This is a genomic window from Shinella sp. (genome assembly GCF_052438155.1).
GTDB lineage: Bacteria > Pseudomonadota > Alphaproteobacteria > Rhizobiales > Rhizobiaceae > Shinella.
In genome coordinates this window covers 39059-54276 of record NZ_JBQVPI010000028.1, presented here as the reverse complement: position 1 = coordinate 54276, position 15218 = coordinate 39059, and the positions used below count along the sequence as shown (strand labels likewise).

The window sequence follows — 15218 nt, the reverse complement described above, 5'->3', positions numbered from 1 at the left end:
GTACAGCGTGACGGCGTCGAGCGTGGCCAGATCCTGTGCAAGCCGGGTTCGGTCAAGCCGCACAAGAAGTTCATGGCAGAAGCCTACATCCTGACGAAGGAAGAAGGCGGCCGTCATACGCCGTTCTTCACGAACTACCGTCCGCAGTTCTACTTCCGCACGACGGACGTAACGGGCATCGTTTCGCTTCCGGAAGGCACGGAAATGGTCATGCCGGGCGACAACGTCACCGTTGCCGTCGAGCTGATCGTTCCGATCGCGATGGAAGAAAAGCTGCGCTTCGCTATCCGTGAAGGCGGCCGTACCGTCGGCGCCGGCATCGTGGCTTCGATCGTCGAGTAAGACTTAAGGCTTTAAGGCCGCTGAAATAGGAAGGGCAGGGTGTAATCCTGCCCTTCCGGTCTTTGAAAATTTAGCGGACTGGCCTTTCGGCATTGTGTTTTCGTGCGTGTTCCTTTAAGGCAACCGCAGAATCAAAAAACGCGTATTCTCAAGAGAATCGCGCGGATAACGAACTAAGGAAAAAGTCGTATGAACGGCCAGAACATCCGCATCCGCCTCAAGGCGTTTGACCACCGGATCCTTGATGCCTCCACGCGTGAAATCGTGTCGACGGCAAAGCGCACCGGCGCAAGCGTCCGCGGCCCCGTTCCGCTCCCGACCCGTATTGAAAAGTTCACAGTCAACCGCTCGCCCCACGTGGACAAGAAGAGCCGTGAACAGTTCGAGATGCGCACGCACAAGCGCCTGCTCGACATTGTAGATCCGACTCCGCAGACCGTCGACGCTCTTATGAAGCTCGACCTTGCGGCCGGTGTAGACGTAGAGATCAAGCTCTAAGTCCGGCGTAAGCCGAAATAACAAGGAAGGTACGTGGCGTAAGCCGACGTCTTCTGAAAACGGGAAACCCGACGGCTAGAAAGCCGGAGTGGAATCCTTAAACCAAGAGGCATGAAGGGGCTCCCGCTCACGGGAATACCCCGACAGGACTTCTAAGAGGATTGAACCATGCGTTCAGGTGTGATTGCACAGAAAGTAGGGATGACTCGCGTCTATAGTGACGCAGGTGAGCATATCCCTGTTACAGTATTGCGACTGGATAACGTCCAGGTCGTCGCTCAGCGTACGCAGGAGAAGAACGGCTACACGGCCGTACAGCTCGGCGCGGGCACCTCCAAGGTGAAGAACACGGTCAAGGCACTTCGTGGCCAGTTCGCCGCTGCAAGCGTCGAACCGAAGGCGAAGCTCGTCGAGTTCCGCGTCTCGGAAGACAACCTCATCGACATCGGCGCAGAACTGACCGCCAGCCACTTTGTGGCAGGTCAGCTCGTCGACGTTACCGGCACCACGATCGGTAAGGGTTTTGCCGGTGCCATGAAGCGCCACAACTTCGGTGGTCTTCGTGCAACGCACGGCGTTTCCGTCTCGCACCGTTCGCACGGTTCGACGGGTAACAACCAGGATCCGGGTAAGGTCTGGAAGGGCAAGCGCATGGCTGGTCATATGGGCCAGACGCGCGTCACCACCCAGAACCTCGAGGTCGTTTCGACCGACGAAGAGCGTGGTCTCATCCTCGTCAAGGGCGCAGTCCCGGGCTCCAAGGGCGCCTGGATCGTCGTTCGTGACGCCGTCAAGTCCGGCACCCCGACCGACGCTCCGCGTCCGGCCGCCGTGCGCGCCGCAGCTAAGTAAGGGAGCCTGATCATGGATCTCAAAGTCACGACCCTCGAGGGGAAGGACGCCGGCAAGGTCTCCCTTTCCGACACGATTTTCGGCCTTGAGCCGCGTGAGGACATCATTGCCCGCGTCGTTCGCTGGCAGCTTGCCAAGAAGCAGCAGGGCACGCACAAGTCGAAGGGCCGCGCGGAAATTGCCCGCACCGGCGGCAAGATGTACAAGCAGAAGGGTACGGGCCGCGCTCGTCACCATTCGGCACGTGCTCCGCAGTTCCGCGGCGGCGGCAAGGCCCACGGCCCGGTTGTTCGCAGCCATGCCCACGACCTGCCGAAGCAGGTTCGCGCTCTTGGCCTGCGTCATGCGCTCTCGGCCAAGCTGAAGGCTTCAAACCTGATCATCATCGACGATCTGGTTGCTGCCGAAGCAAAGACGAAGGCTCTGGCTGGCGTTTTCGCCACGCTTGGCCTCACCAACGCCCTCATCATCGGTGGCGCAGAACTTGACGGCAACTTCAAGCTCGCAGCACGGAACATCCCGAACGTGGACGTTCTGCCGATCCAGGGCATCAACGTTTATGATATCCTGCGCCGCGGCACGCTCGTTCTGTCCAAGGCTGCTGTAGAAGCCCTCGAGGAGCGGTTCAAATGACGGATCTTCGCCACTACGATGTGATCGTATCTCCTTCGATCACCGAAAAGTCGACGCTGGTCTCCGAATACAACCAGGTCGTCTTCAACGTTGCCAAGCGCGCCTCCAAGCCTGAAATCAAGGCTGCAGTGGAAGCACTCTTCGGCGTCAAGGTCACGGCTGTGAACACGCTCGTCCGCAAGGGCAAGGTAAAGCGTTTCCGCGGCTTCGCCGGCCGGCAGGGAGATGTCAAGAAGGCTATCGTCACACTTGCTGACGGTCAGTCGATCGACGTCTCCACCGGGCTCTAATCGAGCAGTCGGCTAAAGAGGAAACAAGAAAATGGCATTGAAACACTTCAATCCGACCACTCCGAGCCAGCGTCAGCTGGTCATCGTCGACCGGTCGGGCCTTTACAAGGGCAAGCCTGTCAAGGCTCTGACCGAAGGTCTCTCCAAGAGCGGTGGGCGTAACAACCTCGGCCGTATCACTGCCCGCTTTATCGGCGGCGGTCACAAGCGCACCTACCGTCTCGTCGACTTCAAGCGTCGCAAGTTCGAAGTCGAGGGTACGGTCGCGCGTCTGGAATACGACCCGAACCGCACTGCGTTCATCGCGCTGATCGACTATGCTGACGGCGAACAGGCCTACATCCTGGCTCCGCAGCGTCTGGCAGTCGGCGACAAGGTCATCGCTTCGGCGAAGGCTGTTGACGTCAAGCCCGGCAACACCATGCCGCTGCAGTACATCCCGGTTGGTTCGATCATTCACAACATCGAAATGAAGCCGGGCAAGGGCGGCCAGATCGCCCGCTCCGCCGGCACCTTCGTTCAGCTGGTCGGTCGTGACCAGGGCATGGCGATCCTTCGCCTGAACTCGGGCGAACAGCGCCTGGTTCACTCGTCCTGCCTCGCGACGATCGGCGCCGTTTCCAACCCGGATCACGGCAACATCAACGATGGCAAGGCCGGTCGCACGCGTTGGCGCGGCAAGACCCCGCATAACCGCGGTGTCGTCATGAACCCCGTCGACCACCCGCACGGTGGTGGTGAAGGCCGCACCTCTGGTGGTCGTCACCCGGTATCCCCGTGGGGCAAGCCCACCAAGGGCAAGCGTACCCGCTCGAACAAGTCGACCGACAAGTTCATCATGCGCTCGCGCCACTTGAAGAAGAAGTAAGAGAGGTAGTCAGGAATGGCTCGTTCAGTATGGAAAGGCCCGTTTGTTGACGGCTATCTTCTCAAGAAGGCTGAGAAGGTTCGTGAAGGCGGTCGTAGCGAAGTGATCAAGATCTGGAGCCGTCGCTCCACGATCCTGCCGCAGTTCGTTGGGTTGACCTTCGGCGTCTACAACGGCAGCAAGCACATCCCGGTGGCCGTCAACGAAGACATGGTTGGCCACAAGTTTGGTGAATTCGCTCCGACCCGGACCTATTACGGTCACGGCGCGGACAAGAAGGCGAAGAGGAAGTAACGATGGGTAAGGCTAAAGCCGAACGTCGGCTGAAGGATAACGAGGCGCAGGCCATCGCGCGCACGATCCGCGTCAGCCCCCAGAAGCTCAACCTGCTTGCTGCGCTTATCCGCGGCAAGAAGGTGGACAAGGCTCTCGCTGAGCTTGAATTCTCGCGCAAGCGTAGCGCCGAGACCGTCAAGAAGACGCTTGAATCTGCTATCGCCAACGCAGAAAACAACCACGACCTTGACGTGGACTCGCTGATCGTCGCGGAAGCGTATGTCGGCAAGTCGATTGTCATGAAGCGTTTCCACGCCCGTGGCCGCGGTCGCGCATCGCGGATCGAGAAGCCTTTCTCGCATCTCACGATCGTTGTCCGTGAAGTCGAAGCCAAAGGGGAGGCCGCATAATGGGTCAGAAGATTAATCCAATCGGTTTCCGCCTCGGCATCAACCGTACCTGGGACAGCCGTTGGTTCGCCGACAATGCTGAATACAGCCAGCTGCTCCACGAAGACCTGAAGATCCGCGCTTTCGTCATGGAAGATCTGAAGCAGGCCGGTATCGCCAAGGTCGTCATCGAGCGTCCGCACAAGAAGTGCCGCATCACGATCCACTCGGCTCGCCCGGGTCTGATCATCGGCAAGAAGGGTGCAGACATCGAGAAGCTTCGCAAGAAGCTTGCCGCGATGACGAACTCCGAAACGCACCTCAACATCGTTGAAGTGCGCAAGCCGGAAGTCGACGCGACGCTCGTCGCGCAGTCGATCGCCCAGCAGCTCGAACGCCGCGTGGCTTTCCGCCGTGCGATGAAGCGTGCTGTTCAGTCCGCAATGCGTCTTGGCGCCGAAGGCATCAAGATCACCTGCGGCGGTCGTCTCGGCGGCGCAGAAATTGCCCGTACGGAATGGTACCGCGAAGGTCGCGTTCCGCTTCACACGCTGCGTGCAGACATCGACTACGGTACGGCTGAAGCCAAGACCGCATTCGGCATCTGCGGCATCAAGGTCTGGATCTTCAAGGGCGAAATCCTTGAGCACGACCCGATGGCCTCTGAGCGTCGCGCAAGCGAAAGTGACAGCCAGGGCCCCGCCAGCCGCGAACAGCGCGGTGATCGTGGCGACCGTCGCCGTGAAAACGCGTAACAGTCGCGTTTGGCAGCCAATATCGGAGAAGTAAAAAAATGTTGCAGCCAAAGCGTACCAAGTACCGCAAGCAGTTCAAGGGCCGCATCAAGGGTGTCGCCAAGGGCGGCTCCGACCTCGCTTTCGGCGAGTTCGGCTTGAAGGCTCAGGAACCTAACCGCGTGAACGCTCGCGAGATCGAAGCGGCTCGCCGCGCGATCACCCGTTACATGAAGCGTGCTGGTCGTGTGTGGATCCGCGTGTTCCCGGACGTTCCGGTCACCGCGAAGCCCACCGAAGTCCGCATGGGTAAGGGTAAGGGTTCGGTCGAATACTGGGCGGCCAAGGTCAAGCCTGGCCGTATGATGTTCGAGATCGACGGTGTTACCGAGGAGATCGCCCGTGAGGCGCTTCGTCTCGGCTCGGCCAAGCTCTCGGTCAAGACGCGCTTCGTACAGCGCATTGCAGAGTAAGGGGCAGAAGCTATGAAAGCCGTAGACGTTCGGGCGCTCAGCGCCGATCAGCTCAACGACGAGCTTGCCAAGCTGAAGAAAGAGCAGTTCAACCTGCGCTTCCAGAAGGCGACAGGCCAGCTCGAGAAGACCTCGCGTATCAACGAAGTCCGCAAGGACATCGCGCGCGTCAAGACCATTGCCCGCCAGAAGGCGGCAGAAGCCAAGGCCTAAGGACCAGAAAAAGATGCCGAAACGCATTCTGCAGGGCACTGTAGTCAGTGACAAGAACGACAAGACAGTTGTCGTTCGCGTCGAGCGCCGCTTTGCCCATCCGCTGCTTCAGAAGACCGTTCGCCGGTCCAAGAAGTACAAGGCGCATGACGAAACCAACCAGTTCAAGGTTGGCGACGTCGTTTCCATCGAGGAATGTGCGCCCATTTCCAAGGACAAGTGCTGGACCGTTGTATCGGCCCAGGCTTAAAAACATCAGATTGACCGCCGGGCTCTTGCTTCTGGCGCGAATCTCTGTATGAAGCAGCGTAAGGACGCTCGGACTCGCGAGCGTTCTTTTGCTTTTAGCGCACGGAAGGTCCATCGGTTCGCCGACGTGGAAACCACCTTGGCAACACACCATCCCGCGCGAAAACATGAATTTCCATAAGCTGGAACAGGGGGCTAACACCCAACCGGTCCGGTAAAACAAGAAGGCGACCTGACATGATTCAGATGCAGACTAACCTCGACGTCGCGGATAATTCCGGCGCACGTCGTGTCATGTGCATCAAGGTTCTGGGCGGCTCCAAGCGCAAGTACGCTTCGGTCGGCGACATTATTGTCGTCTCGATCAAGGAAGCCATCCCGCGCGGCCGCGTGAAGAAGGGTGACGTGATGAAGGCGGTTGTTGTTCGTACCGCCAAGGACATCCGTCGCGCTGACGGCAGCGTGATCCGTTTCGACAACAACGCAGCCGTCCTGATCGACAACAAGAAAGAGCCCATCGGCACCCGTATCTTCGGACCGGTTCCGCGCGAACTTCGCGCAAAGAACCACATGAAGATCATCTCGCTGGCTCCGGAAGTACTCTAAGGAGCGATGGCTATGCAAAAGATTCGTAAGGGCGACAAGGTCGTCGTACTCACCGGCAAGGACAAGGGCCGTACCGGTGAAGTTGTTCAGGTCATGCCGAAGGAAGACCGTGCGGTCGTCAAGGGTATCAACCTGGTGAAGCGTCACCAGCGTCAGTCCCAGACCCAGGAAGCCGGCATCATCACCAAGGAAGCTTCGATCCATCTGTCGAACATCGCGATCGCCGACCCCAAGGACGGCAAGCCGACCCGCGTCGGTTTCAAGGTCGAGGGCGACAAGAAGGTTCGTGTTGCAAAGCGTTCGGGAGTGTCGATCGATGGCTGACACCAAGTATGAGCCCCGGCTCAAGAAGGACTATGTCGAGCGGATTCGCCCGGCGCTGAGGGAGCAGTTCTCCTACGCCAACGAGATGCAGATCCCGCGCCTCGAGAAGATCGTCATCAACATGGGTGTTGGCGAATCGACTGGCGACTCGAAGAAGCCGACTGTTGCGGCTGCCGACCTCGCAGCGATCGCCGGCCAGAAGCCGGTCATCACGCGCGCTCGTAACTCCATCGCGGGCTTCAAGCTCCGCGAAGGCATGCCGATCGGCGCAAAGGTTACCCTTCGCGGCGCCCGCATGTTCGAATTTCTGGATCGCCTCGTGAACATCGCGCTGCCCCGCGTACGCGACTTCCGTGGTCTGAACCCGAAGTCCTTCGATGGCCGTGGCAACTTCGCCATGGGTATCAAGGAGCACATTGTGTTCCCTGAGATCAACTACGACAAGGTTGATCAGATGTGGGGCATGGACATCATCGTTTGCACGACGGCACCGACGGACGACGAAGCACGGGCTCTTCTGAAAGAGTTCAGCTTCCCGTTCCGCGCCTGATCCGTAACGACAAGCGTAAAGAAGGATAACTGTTATGGCGAAAACGAGCGCAGTTGAAAAGAACAAGCGCCGCCGCAAACTGGTTGCCAATCATGCCGCAAAGCGTGCGGCCCTGAAGGCGATCACTCAGAACCAGGCTCTTCCGATCGAAGAGCGCTTCCAGGCTACCCTGAAGCTCGCGGCCCTGCCGCGCAATGGTTCGAAGACCCGCATCCGCAACCGCTGCGAAGTTACTGGCCGTCCGCGCGCCTTTTATCGCAAACTCGGAATGTCGCGTATTGCGCTTCGTGAACTGGGCAATTCCGGCAAGGTGCCGGGCATTGTCAAGTCGAGCTGGTAAGGAGACGGGCACATGTCAATGACTGATCCTCTGGGCGATATGCTCACCCGCATCCGCAACGGCGCCGCACGCCGCAAGTCGAGCGTTTCCACGCCGGCTTCCAAGCTGCGCGCCCGCGTTCTGGACGTCCTTCAGTCCGAAGGCTACATCCGCGGATATTCGGAAGTCGAATTCGGCAACGGCAAGGCCGAGCTGAACATCGAACTCAAGTACTATGAAGGCGCGTCCGTGATCCGCAAGATCGCCCGCGTTTCCAAGCCGGGCCGCCGGGTCTATGTCTCGGTCAAGTCCATTCCGCAGGTCGCGAACGGCCTCGGCATCACCATCCTTTCGACCCCGAAGGGCGTGATGGCCGATCACCAGGCACGCGAACAGAACGTTGGTGGCGAGATTCTTTGCTCGGTCTTCTAAGACTGAGCAAGGATCTCCATAACGAACAGACAGGATAAAACAATGTCTCGTATCGGTAAGAAGCCCGTTCAGGTTCCCGCTGGTGTCACCGCGACCGTAGATGGTCAAAAGGTCACCGCAAAGGGCCCGAAGGGCGAACTGTTCTTCGTCGCAAACGACGAAGTTTCGGTGAAGCTCGAAGACAACGCTGTTGTCGTACAGCCGATCAACGCATCCAAGGATGCTCGTTCCAAGTGGGGCATGTCCCGCACGATGGTCGAGAACATCTTCAAGGGTGTGAAGGACGGCTACGAGCGCAAGCTCGAAATCAACGGCGTCGGTTACCGCGCGTCGCTGCAGGGCAAAAACCTGCAGCTGGCACTCGGCTTCAGCCACGACGTGGTCTACCAGACGCCGGAAGGCATCTCGATTGTTGTCCCGAAGCCGACGGAAATCGTCATCTCCGGTATCGACAAGCAGAAGGTCGGCCAGGTCGCTGCGGAAATCCGCGAATATCGTGGCCCCGAGCCCTACAAGGGCAAGGGCGTCAAGTATGCCGAAGAGCGGATTGTCCGCAAAGAAGGCAAGAAGAAGTAAGGATCACGCGAAATGGCTAGCAGGAAAGAAGCTCTCGTGCGCCGCGCCAACCGCGTGCGCCGTTCCATCAAGGCGGTCGCCAACGGCCGTCCGCGCCTGTCGGTTCATCGCTCGTCGAAGAACATCTACGTACAGGTTATCGACGACGTGGCCGGCAAGACGCTTGCGGCTGCCTCCACGCTCGACACCGATCTGCGCTCGTCCCTGAAGACGGGCGCCGACACGGCAGCAGCCGCTGCCGTCGGCAAGCTCATTGCTGAGCGTGCTGTCAAGGCCGGCGTCAACGAGGTCGTTTTCGACCGTGGCGCCTTCATCTATCACGGCCGCATCAAGGCTCTTGCCGAAGCTGCTCGTGAAGGTGGTCTGACCTTCTGATCTACCGGTCGGGCGCCTAGAGCGCCCGCCGACTTCAGTTGGATATCAGTCGCTTCCATTCCTGAATGGAGGCGATTTTCGTCAATCTGCCGATTGCACCCGGAAAATAAAAAGGAAAAGGACAATGGCACAGGAAAAGCGCGGTCGCGATGACCGCCAGAACCGCGAAGAGCGCGACAGCGAGTTTGTCGACAAGCTCGTCGCGATCAACCGCGTCGCGAAGGTCGTCAAGGGCGGCCGTCGTTTCGGCTTTGCAGCTCTCGTCGTCGTTGGCGACCAGAAGGGCCGCGTCGGCTTCGGCCACGGCAAGGCTCGTGAAGTTCCGGAAGCCATCCGGAAGGCCACTGAAGCCGCCAAGCGCGACCTCATCTTCGTACCGCTGCGCTCGGGCCGCACGCTGCACCACGACGTGCACGGTCGTCACGGCGCCGGCAAGGTTCTGCTGCGTTCGGCCAAGGCCGGTACCGGTATCATCGCTGGTGGTCCGATGCGCGCCGTCTTCGAAACGCTCGGCGTTCATGACGTCGTCGCCAAGTCGACCGGCTCCTCGAACCCGTACAACATGATCCGTGCGACGTTCGACGCTCTCAAGAGCCAGATGCACCCGAAGGACATCGCAGCTCAGCGCGGCATGAAATATGCAACGCTGCAGGCTCGTCGTACGTCCGCCGGCGTCGCTTCCGAAGAATAAGGGAGTTTGATCCATGGCTAAGAAAGAAACCGTATCGAAGACGGTGACTGTCGAGCAGATCGGCAGCCCCATCCGCCGTCCGGCCGTACAGCGCGCAACGCTGGTCGGCCTGGGCCTCAACAAGATGCATCGGGTTCGCACGCTGGAAGACACTCCGTCTGTCCGCGGCATGATCCGTGCCGTCCAGCACCTCGTTCGCGTCGTCGACGAGAAGTGAGGGGATAGATCATGAAGCTCAATGAAATCAAAGACAACGAAGGCTCCACCAAGAACCGTAAGCGCGTAGGTCGCGGTATCGGTTCTGGCTCCGGCAAGACCGGTGGTCGCGGTGTAAAGGGTCAGAAGGCACGTTCGGGTGTAGCCATCAACGGCTTCGAAGGCGGTCAGATGCCCATCTACCGTCGCCTGCCGAAGCGCGGCTTCAACAACATCTTCTCGTCCGACTTTGCTATCGTGTCGCTGGGCCGCATCCAGGTCGCAATCGACGCTGGCAAGCTCGACGCGAAGGCAACGGTTGACGCAGCCGCTCTCAAGGCCGCTGGCGTTATCCGCCGCCTCAAGGACGGCGTTCGCATCCTCGCTGATGGCGAACTGACGACCAAGGTGACGTTCGAAGTCGCCGGCGCCTCGAAGCCGGCTGTCGAGAAGATTGAAAAGGCCGGTGGCTCGATCAAGCTTCTTTCGGCAGCAGCAGAAGCAGCCGAATAATTCGACGAAAACTTCGCCCGGTGTGCTTCACACCGGGCGATTTTGCTCCCATATGTGAGCCTCACGACGACGGCCGGATTCTCTGGGCCGTTGTTATCCGGAAGAGAAACTGCAACGCCGCGCGTCGTTCGTGATGCACCAAGGCTGCTGTAGAATTTTGAATCTGCTGCATAATTCCTTACATCGATCGCGATTTAAGGAATTATGCAGCGCGGTGAGGCCGGGATTGCTTGACAATCCGCGTTTCAACCGGTTTAGGCTCCATCCGCCAGGTTTGCCGCAACGGCAAAATAGGCACGACGAATTTTAGCATGTGCAATCGGTCCGAGGAGGGCCGGGCGCATGTGCCAACGGATCAGCCATTCCGGACCTGGCCGGGCTCCCCGCCGCCGGATCGGCTTCGCGGAGAAATGCATGGCTTCGGCAGCGGAACAACTTGCCTCTAATCTCAACTTCTCGACTTTCGCCAAGGCGGAAGATCTGAAGAAGCGCCTCTGGTTCACGCTGGGCGCGCTGCTCGTCTATCGTCTCGGCACCTATATCCCGTTGCCGGGCCTCAACCCCGAAGCCTTTGCGCAGGCCTTCCGTGGCCAGTCGAGTGGTATCCTCGGCCTCTTCAACATGTTCTCCGGCGGCGCCGTCGAGCGCATGGCGATCTTCGCGCTCGGCATCATGCCGTACATTTCCGCGTCGATCATCGTGCAGCTGATGACCTCGGTCGTTCCTTCGCTGGAACAGCTGAAGAAGGAAGGCGAGCAGGGTCGCAAGATCATCAACCAGTACACCCGCTACGGCACGGTGCTGCTCGGCACGCTGCAGGCCTATGGCATCGCGGTGGGCCTCGAGAGCGGGGCAGGGCTGGTCAACGATCCGGGCTGGTTCTTCCGTATCTCGACCGTCATTTCGCTGCTCGGCGGCACCATGTTCCTGATGTGGCTGGGTGAACAGATCACCTCGCGCGGCATCGGCAACGGCATTTCGCTGATCATCTTCGCCGGCATCGTCGCCGCCCTGCCGGGTGCGCTGGCCGGTACGCTTGAACTCAGCCGTACGGGCGCGCTCTCGATCGGTGTCGTCATTGCCGTTGTGGTCATGGCTGTCGGCGTCATCGCGCTCATCGTCTTCGTAGAACGCGCCCAGCGCCGGCTTCTGATCCAGTATCCGAAGCGACAGGTGGGCAACCGCATGTTCCAGGGCGATACCTCGCACCTGCCGCTGAAGCTCAACACTGCAGGCGTTATCCCGGCGATCTTCGCATCGTCGCTGCTGCTGCTGCCTGCAACGCTGGCTGGCTTCTCGAACACCGCGGAACTGCCGTCCTGGGCGACCACGATCATCGCGGCGCTCGGCCACGGCCAGCCGCTCTATATGCTGATGTATGCAGGCATGATCGCCTTCTTCGCCTTCTTCTACACGGCTATCGTCTTCAATCCGAAGGACACGGCCGACAATCTGAAGAAGCACGGCGGCTTCATTCCAGGCATCCGTCCGGGCGAGCGCACAGCTGAATATATAGACTACGTGCTGACCCGTATCACGGTCATCGGTGCGGCCTACCTGATGTTCGTCTGTATCCTTCCCGAAATCCTTATCGCGCAGACCGGTGTGCCGTTCTACCTTGGTGGTACGTCGCTTTTGATTGTTGTCAGCGTGACCCTGGATACTGTAGCACAGATACAGGGTCACCTGATCGCTCAGCAGTATGAGGGGCTGATCAAGAAGTCGAAGCTGCGTGGAGGAAAGAGGGGACGATGAGACTGATTTTTCTGGGGCCGCCGGGCGCTGGCAAGGGTACACAAGCCAAGCTCCTGACGGAAAAGCACGGTATTCCGCAGCTTTCTACCGGTGACATGCTGCGGGCGGCTGTTGCCGCCGGCACGGATGTCGGCAAGCGCGCGAAGGCCGTCATGGACGCCGGCCAGCTCGTTTCCGATGCGATTGTCAACGAGATCGTTTCCGATCGCGTTGATTCGGCCGACTGTGCCAAGGGCTTTATCCTCGACGGTTACCCGCGCACGGTTCCGCAGGCCGAGGCCCTCGACAAGATCCTCGCCGGCAAGGGCATTGCCCTTGATGCCGTCATCGAATTGAAGGTCGACGAGGATGCGCTGGTCAAGCGCATGGAGACTCGTGTGGCGGAAACGCTCGCCGCCGGCGGCACGGTCCGCTCCGACGACAATCCGGAAGCCTTCAAGCGCCGCTTGACGGAATACCGTGAAAAGACTGCGCCGCTGTCGAACTACTACGCTTCGACCGGCAAGCTCCAGACGATCGACGGCATGGCCAATGTCGATGTCGTAACCGCCGAAATCGACGGGATTCTGGAGAAGGCCTGAGAAGCAATGTTCCATCAGGAACTGCTTTACAGGCTCAAAGCCTAAAAAGGGCCGGCCGGGGAGTTGACTTTTTGGCCGATTCCCCCTTAAGACAGCGCCAACTCGCGACATTCCATTGCGATCGGCGCGGACTTCCAAAGACGAAGTCCGGGTTCGGTCGTTTTCGACATGACCCGAACATCGATTGAGCGATGCGGCTTCTGGGCCGTTTCATATGAAGAAAACCACTTGCCGGATGGCAACTGGAAGCAAGGAGAACAGGCGTGGCACGTATCGCTGGCGTCAACATCCCGACCGCGAAGCGCGTAGTCATCGCGCTGACCTATATCCACGGGATCGGCCCGAAATTCGCACAGGAAATCATCGAGAAGGTCGGTATCCCGGCTGATCGTCGTGTACACCAGCTCACGGACGCAGAAGTTCTGCAGATCCGCGAAGCCATCGACCGTGACTACCAGGTCGAAGGCGACCTGCGTCGCGATACCTCGATGAACATCAAGCGTCTCATGGACCTCGGTTGCTACCGTGGCCTGCGTCACCGTCGTGGCCTTCCGGTCCGCGGTCAGCGCACGCACACCAACGCACGTACCCGCAAGGGTCCGGCCAAGGCCATCGCAGGCAAGAAGAAGTAATTTCCCGGTAACGGGGAACAAGAGGCTGGCGCTGCGCGCCGGCCTCTTTTGAGTTTCGAACGGGGCCTTGCGTCATGCGTGGGTCCCGCTCGGTGGAGCTGCTGGCATTACGGCAGTGACGATATCGCCGCACGCATCGCCCTACGGGTCCCGCGTGCATTTGTTATTCAGGGCAGGGACTTCAGTCTCTCCCGGTGGAGCCGCTGGTACTACGGCGGTGTCGAGATCAACGAAAGGACTACCCATGGCCAAAGAAGCCGCACGCGTCCGCCGTCGCGAACGCAAGAACATCACCTCGGGTGTTGCTCACGTCAATTCTTCGTTCAACAACACGATGATCACCATCACCGACGCACAGGGCAACGCAATTGCCTGGTCGTCGGCCGGTGCCAAGGGCTTCAAGGGTTCGCGTAAGTCGACCCCATTCGCAGCCCAGATCGCTGCTGAAGATGCTGCCAAGAAGGCGCAGGAACACGGCATGAAGTCGCTGGAAGTCGAAGTCTGCGGTCCGGGTTCCGGCCGTGAATCGGCTCTGCGCGCCCTTCAGGCTGCCGGTTTCATGATCACGTCGATCCGCGACGTGACCCCGATCCCGCACAACGGTTGCCGTCCGCGCAAGAAGCGTCGCGTCTGATCATCGCATTCGAACAACCATGGGAGCCGGTCGGCTTCCATGGATCTTCAGGGCTCGGCCGTCACGATTGAATGGTGGCGGCGAACGGAAGGCAATACATATGATCCAGAAAAACTGGCAGGAACTGATCAAGCCGAACAAGGTGGAATTCGCCTCCTCCGGCCGCACCAAGGCAAGCCTTGTTGCAGAGCCTCTGGAGCGTGGCTTCGGCCTGACGCTCGGCAACGCGCTGCGTCGCGTTCTCCTGTCATCGCTGCGTGGCGCGGCTGTTACCGCCGTGCAGATCGATGGCGTCCTGCACGAGTTCTCGTCGATCCCGGGTGTCCGCGAAGACGTGACCGATATCGTGCTGAACATCAAGGAAATCGCCATCAAGATGGATGGCGACGATTCCAAGCGTATGGTCGTGCGCAAGCAGGGTCCGGGCGTTGTTACGGCTGGTGACATCCAGACGGTCGGCGACATCGAGATCCTGAACCCCAACCATGTCATCTGCACCCTCGACGAGGGCGCGGAAATCCGCATGGAGTTCACGGTCAACAACGGCAAGGGTTACGTCCCGGCCGACCGCAACCGTTCCGAAGACGCGCCGATCGGCCTTATCCCGGTCGACAGCCTCTACTCGCCGGTCAAGAAAGTGTCCTACAAGGTGGAAAACACCCGTGAAGGCCAGGTTCTCGACTATGACAAGCTGACCATGTCCATCGAGACTGACGGCTCCGTCACCGGCGAAGATGCGATCGCGTTCGCGGCCCGCATTCTTCAGGACCAGCTCTCGGTCTTCGTCAACTTCGACGAACCGCAGAAGGAAGCCGAAGAAGAGTCGGTCACCGAGCTCGCCTTCAACCCGGCGCTCCTCAAGAAGGTCGACGAACTGGAGCTTTCGGTCCGTTCGGCGAACTGCCTGAAGAACGACAACATCGTCTACATTGGCGATCTCATTCAGAAGACCGAAGCCGAAATGCTTCGCACTCCGAATTTTGGTCGCAAGTCGCTGAACGAAATCAAGGAAGTTCTCGCTTCCATGGGCCTGCACCTCGGCATGGAAGTGCCGGCATGGCCGCCCGAGAACATCGAAGATCTCGCCAAGCGCTACGAAGACCAGTACTAAGGCCGCGCGCGCCCCCCACGGGGGCGCGTAAAGCTGGCCTTAGCATGTACAAACGCGCATGTACCTTTGTTCCGCGGAGCGGGACGGACATGCGGAACCATCAAACG

At 59.6% G+C, this 15218-nt stretch carries 26 protein-coding genes and 1 pseudogene; all 27 read left to right on the top strand.

The features are described 5' to 3' along the window. A pseudogene (tuf, locus tag ACT6VE_RS29225) lies at nucleotides 1-342 on the top strand (elongation factor Tu); the annotation flags it as partial. A 189-nt stretch (nucleotides 343-531) separates the two neighbouring features. Then, nucleotides 532-840, top strand: a complete 309-nt coding sequence (gene rpsJ, locus ACT6VE_RS29220) for a 30S ribosomal protein S10 (RefSeq protein WP_003507767.1) — start codon at nucleotides 532-534, stop codon at nucleotides 838-840. Between the two features lie 168 nt (nucleotides 841-1008). Further along, entirely contained in the window at nucleotides 1009-1692 is a 684-nt protein-coding gene (rplC, locus tag ACT6VE_RS29215; protein ID WP_444801776.1) for a 50S ribosomal protein L3, read from the top strand. Between the two features lie 12 nt (nucleotides 1693-1704). Beyond that, complete coding sequence (rplD, locus tag ACT6VE_RS29210) at nucleotides 1705-2325, top strand: 50S ribosomal protein L4 (RefSeq protein ID WP_444801775.1); 621 nt, start codon at nucleotides 1705-1707, stop codon at nucleotides 2323-2325. After that, nucleotides 2322-2615 (top strand): 50S ribosomal protein L23, encoded by a 294-nt coding sequence (locus ACT6VE_RS29205; protein ID WP_444801774.1) that lies wholly within the window; start codon nucleotides 2322-2324, stop codon nucleotides 2613-2615. Before rplD ends, ACT6VE_RS29205 begins: the two co-directional genes overlap by 4 nt. Nucleotides 2616-2646: 31 nt before the next feature. Continuing rightward, complete coding sequence (gene rplB, locus ACT6VE_RS29200; protein WP_444801773.1) at nucleotides 2647-3483, top strand: 50S ribosomal protein L2; 837 nt, start codon at nucleotides 2647-2649, stop codon at nucleotides 3481-3483. A 15-nt stretch (nucleotides 3484-3498) separates the two neighbouring features. Beyond that, nucleotides 3499-3777, top strand: coding sequence for a 30S ribosomal protein S19 (rpsS, locus tag ACT6VE_RS29195; RefSeq protein WP_023517272.1), 279 nt, complete (start codon nucleotides 3499-3501; stop codon nucleotides 3775-3777). A gap of 2 nt (nucleotides 3778-3779) precedes the next feature. Next, nucleotides 3780-4169 (top strand): 50S ribosomal protein L22, encoded by a 390-nt coding sequence (gene rplV / locus ACT6VE_RS29190; RefSeq protein WP_069059031.1) that lies wholly within the window; start codon nucleotides 3780-3782, stop codon nucleotides 4167-4169. Further along, nucleotides 4169-4903 (top strand): 30S ribosomal protein S3, encoded by a 735-nt coding sequence (rpsC, locus tag ACT6VE_RS29185; RefSeq protein ID WP_444801772.1) that lies wholly within the window; start codon nucleotides 4169-4171, stop codon nucleotides 4901-4903. The genes rplV and rpsC overlap by 1 nt, the downstream gene beginning before the upstream one ends. A gap of 38 nt (nucleotides 4904-4941) precedes the next feature. Beyond that, nucleotides 4942-5355, top strand: coding sequence for a 50S ribosomal protein L16 (rplP, locus tag ACT6VE_RS29180; protein ID WP_069059029.1), 414 nt, complete (start codon nucleotides 4942-4944; stop codon nucleotides 5353-5355). Between the two features lie 12 nt (nucleotides 5356-5367). Next, nucleotides 5368-5568, top strand: a complete 201-nt coding sequence (gene rpmC / locus ACT6VE_RS29175; protein ID WP_069059028.1) for a 50S ribosomal protein L29 — start codon at nucleotides 5368-5370, stop codon at nucleotides 5566-5568. 13 nt (nucleotides 5569-5581) lie between these two features. Beyond that, a complete protein-coding gene (rpsQ, locus tag ACT6VE_RS29170; RefSeq protein ID WP_069059027.1) occupies nucleotides 5582-5818 on the top strand; it encodes a 30S ribosomal protein S17 in 237 nt (78 codons plus the stop codon). Between the two features lie 236 nt (nucleotides 5819-6054). After that, nucleotides 6055-6423 (top strand): 50S ribosomal protein L14, encoded by a 369-nt coding sequence (gene rplN / locus ACT6VE_RS29165; protein WP_003495199.1) that lies wholly within the window; start codon nucleotides 6055-6057, stop codon nucleotides 6421-6423. A 12-nt stretch (nucleotides 6424-6435) separates the two neighbouring features. Continuing rightward, a complete protein-coding gene (gene rplX, locus ACT6VE_RS29160; protein WP_069059026.1) occupies nucleotides 6436-6747 on the top strand; it encodes a 50S ribosomal protein L24 in 312 nt (103 codons plus the stop codon). Beyond that, nucleotides 6740-7297, top strand: a complete 558-nt coding sequence (gene rplE / locus ACT6VE_RS29155; protein ID WP_444801771.1) for a 50S ribosomal protein L5 — start codon at nucleotides 6740-6742, stop codon at nucleotides 7295-7297. Before rplX ends, rplE begins: the two co-directional genes overlap by 8 nt. Nucleotides 7298-7331: 34 nt before the next feature. After that, entirely contained in the window at nucleotides 7332-7637 is a 306-nt protein-coding gene (rpsN, locus tag ACT6VE_RS29150) for a 30S ribosomal protein S14 (protein ID WP_444801770.1), read from the top strand. A 12-nt stretch (nucleotides 7638-7649) separates the two neighbouring features. Beyond that, nucleotides 7650-8048: a 30S ribosomal protein S8 gene (gene rpsH, locus ACT6VE_RS29145; protein WP_069059023.1), complete on the top strand. Its 399-nt coding sequence runs from the start codon at nucleotides 7650-7652 to the stop codon at nucleotides 8046-8048. 42 nt (nucleotides 8049-8090) lie between these two features. Beyond that, nucleotides 8091-8624, top strand: coding sequence for a 50S ribosomal protein L6 (rplF, locus tag ACT6VE_RS29140; RefSeq protein ID WP_069059022.1), 534 nt, complete (start codon nucleotides 8091-8093; stop codon nucleotides 8622-8624). Nucleotides 8625-8636: 12 nt separating this feature from the next. Next, nucleotides 8637-8999, top strand: coding sequence for a 50S ribosomal protein L18 (gene rplR / locus ACT6VE_RS29135; RefSeq protein WP_069059021.1), 363 nt, complete (start codon nucleotides 8637-8639; stop codon nucleotides 8997-8999). Nucleotides 9000-9123: 124 nt separating this feature from the next. Next, entirely contained in the window at nucleotides 9124-9690 is a 567-nt protein-coding gene (gene rpsE, locus ACT6VE_RS29130) for a 30S ribosomal protein S5 (protein ID WP_069059020.1), read from the top strand. A 13-nt stretch (nucleotides 9691-9703) separates the two neighbouring features. Next, the gene (rpmD, locus tag ACT6VE_RS29125; protein WP_069059019.1) at nucleotides 9704-9907 is read left to right on the top strand and encodes a 50S ribosomal protein L30; all 204 of its coding nucleotides are present in this window, start codon (nucleotides 9704-9706) and stop codon (nucleotides 9905-9907) included. Nucleotides 9908-9918: 11 nt separating this feature from the next. After that, a complete protein-coding gene (gene rplO, locus ACT6VE_RS29120; protein ID WP_444801769.1) occupies nucleotides 9919-10398 on the top strand; it encodes a 50S ribosomal protein L15 in 480 nt (159 codons plus the stop codon). Nucleotides 10399-10812: 414 nt separating this feature from the next. Further along, entirely contained in the window at nucleotides 10813-12153 is a 1341-nt protein-coding gene (secY, locus tag ACT6VE_RS29115) for a preprotein translocase subunit SecY (protein WP_444801768.1), read from the top strand. Beyond that, the gene (locus tag ACT6VE_RS29110) at nucleotides 12150-12734 is read left to right on the top strand and encodes an adenylate kinase (protein ID WP_444801767.1); all 585 of its coding nucleotides are present in this window, start codon (nucleotides 12150-12152) and stop codon (nucleotides 12732-12734) included. Before secY ends, ACT6VE_RS29110 begins: the two co-directional genes overlap by 4 nt. 263 nt (nucleotides 12735-12997) lie before the next feature. Beyond that, nucleotides 12998-13366: a 30S ribosomal protein S13 gene (gene rpsM / locus ACT6VE_RS29105; RefSeq protein ID WP_444801766.1), complete on the top strand. Its 369-nt coding sequence runs from the start codon at nucleotides 12998-13000 to the stop codon at nucleotides 13364-13366. A gap of 244 nt (nucleotides 13367-13610) precedes the next feature. Further along, the gene (rpsK, locus tag ACT6VE_RS29100; RefSeq protein WP_069059014.1) at nucleotides 13611-14000 is read left to right on the top strand and encodes a 30S ribosomal protein S11; all 390 of its coding nucleotides are present in this window, start codon (nucleotides 13611-13613) and stop codon (nucleotides 13998-14000) included. A gap of 100 nt (nucleotides 14001-14100) precedes the next feature. Then, nucleotides 14101-15111, top strand: coding sequence for a DNA-directed RNA polymerase subunit alpha (locus ACT6VE_RS29095; RefSeq protein ID WP_069059013.1), 1011 nt, complete (start codon nucleotides 14101-14103; stop codon nucleotides 15109-15111). The last annotated feature ends 107 nt before the right edge of the window (nucleotides 15112-15218 follow it).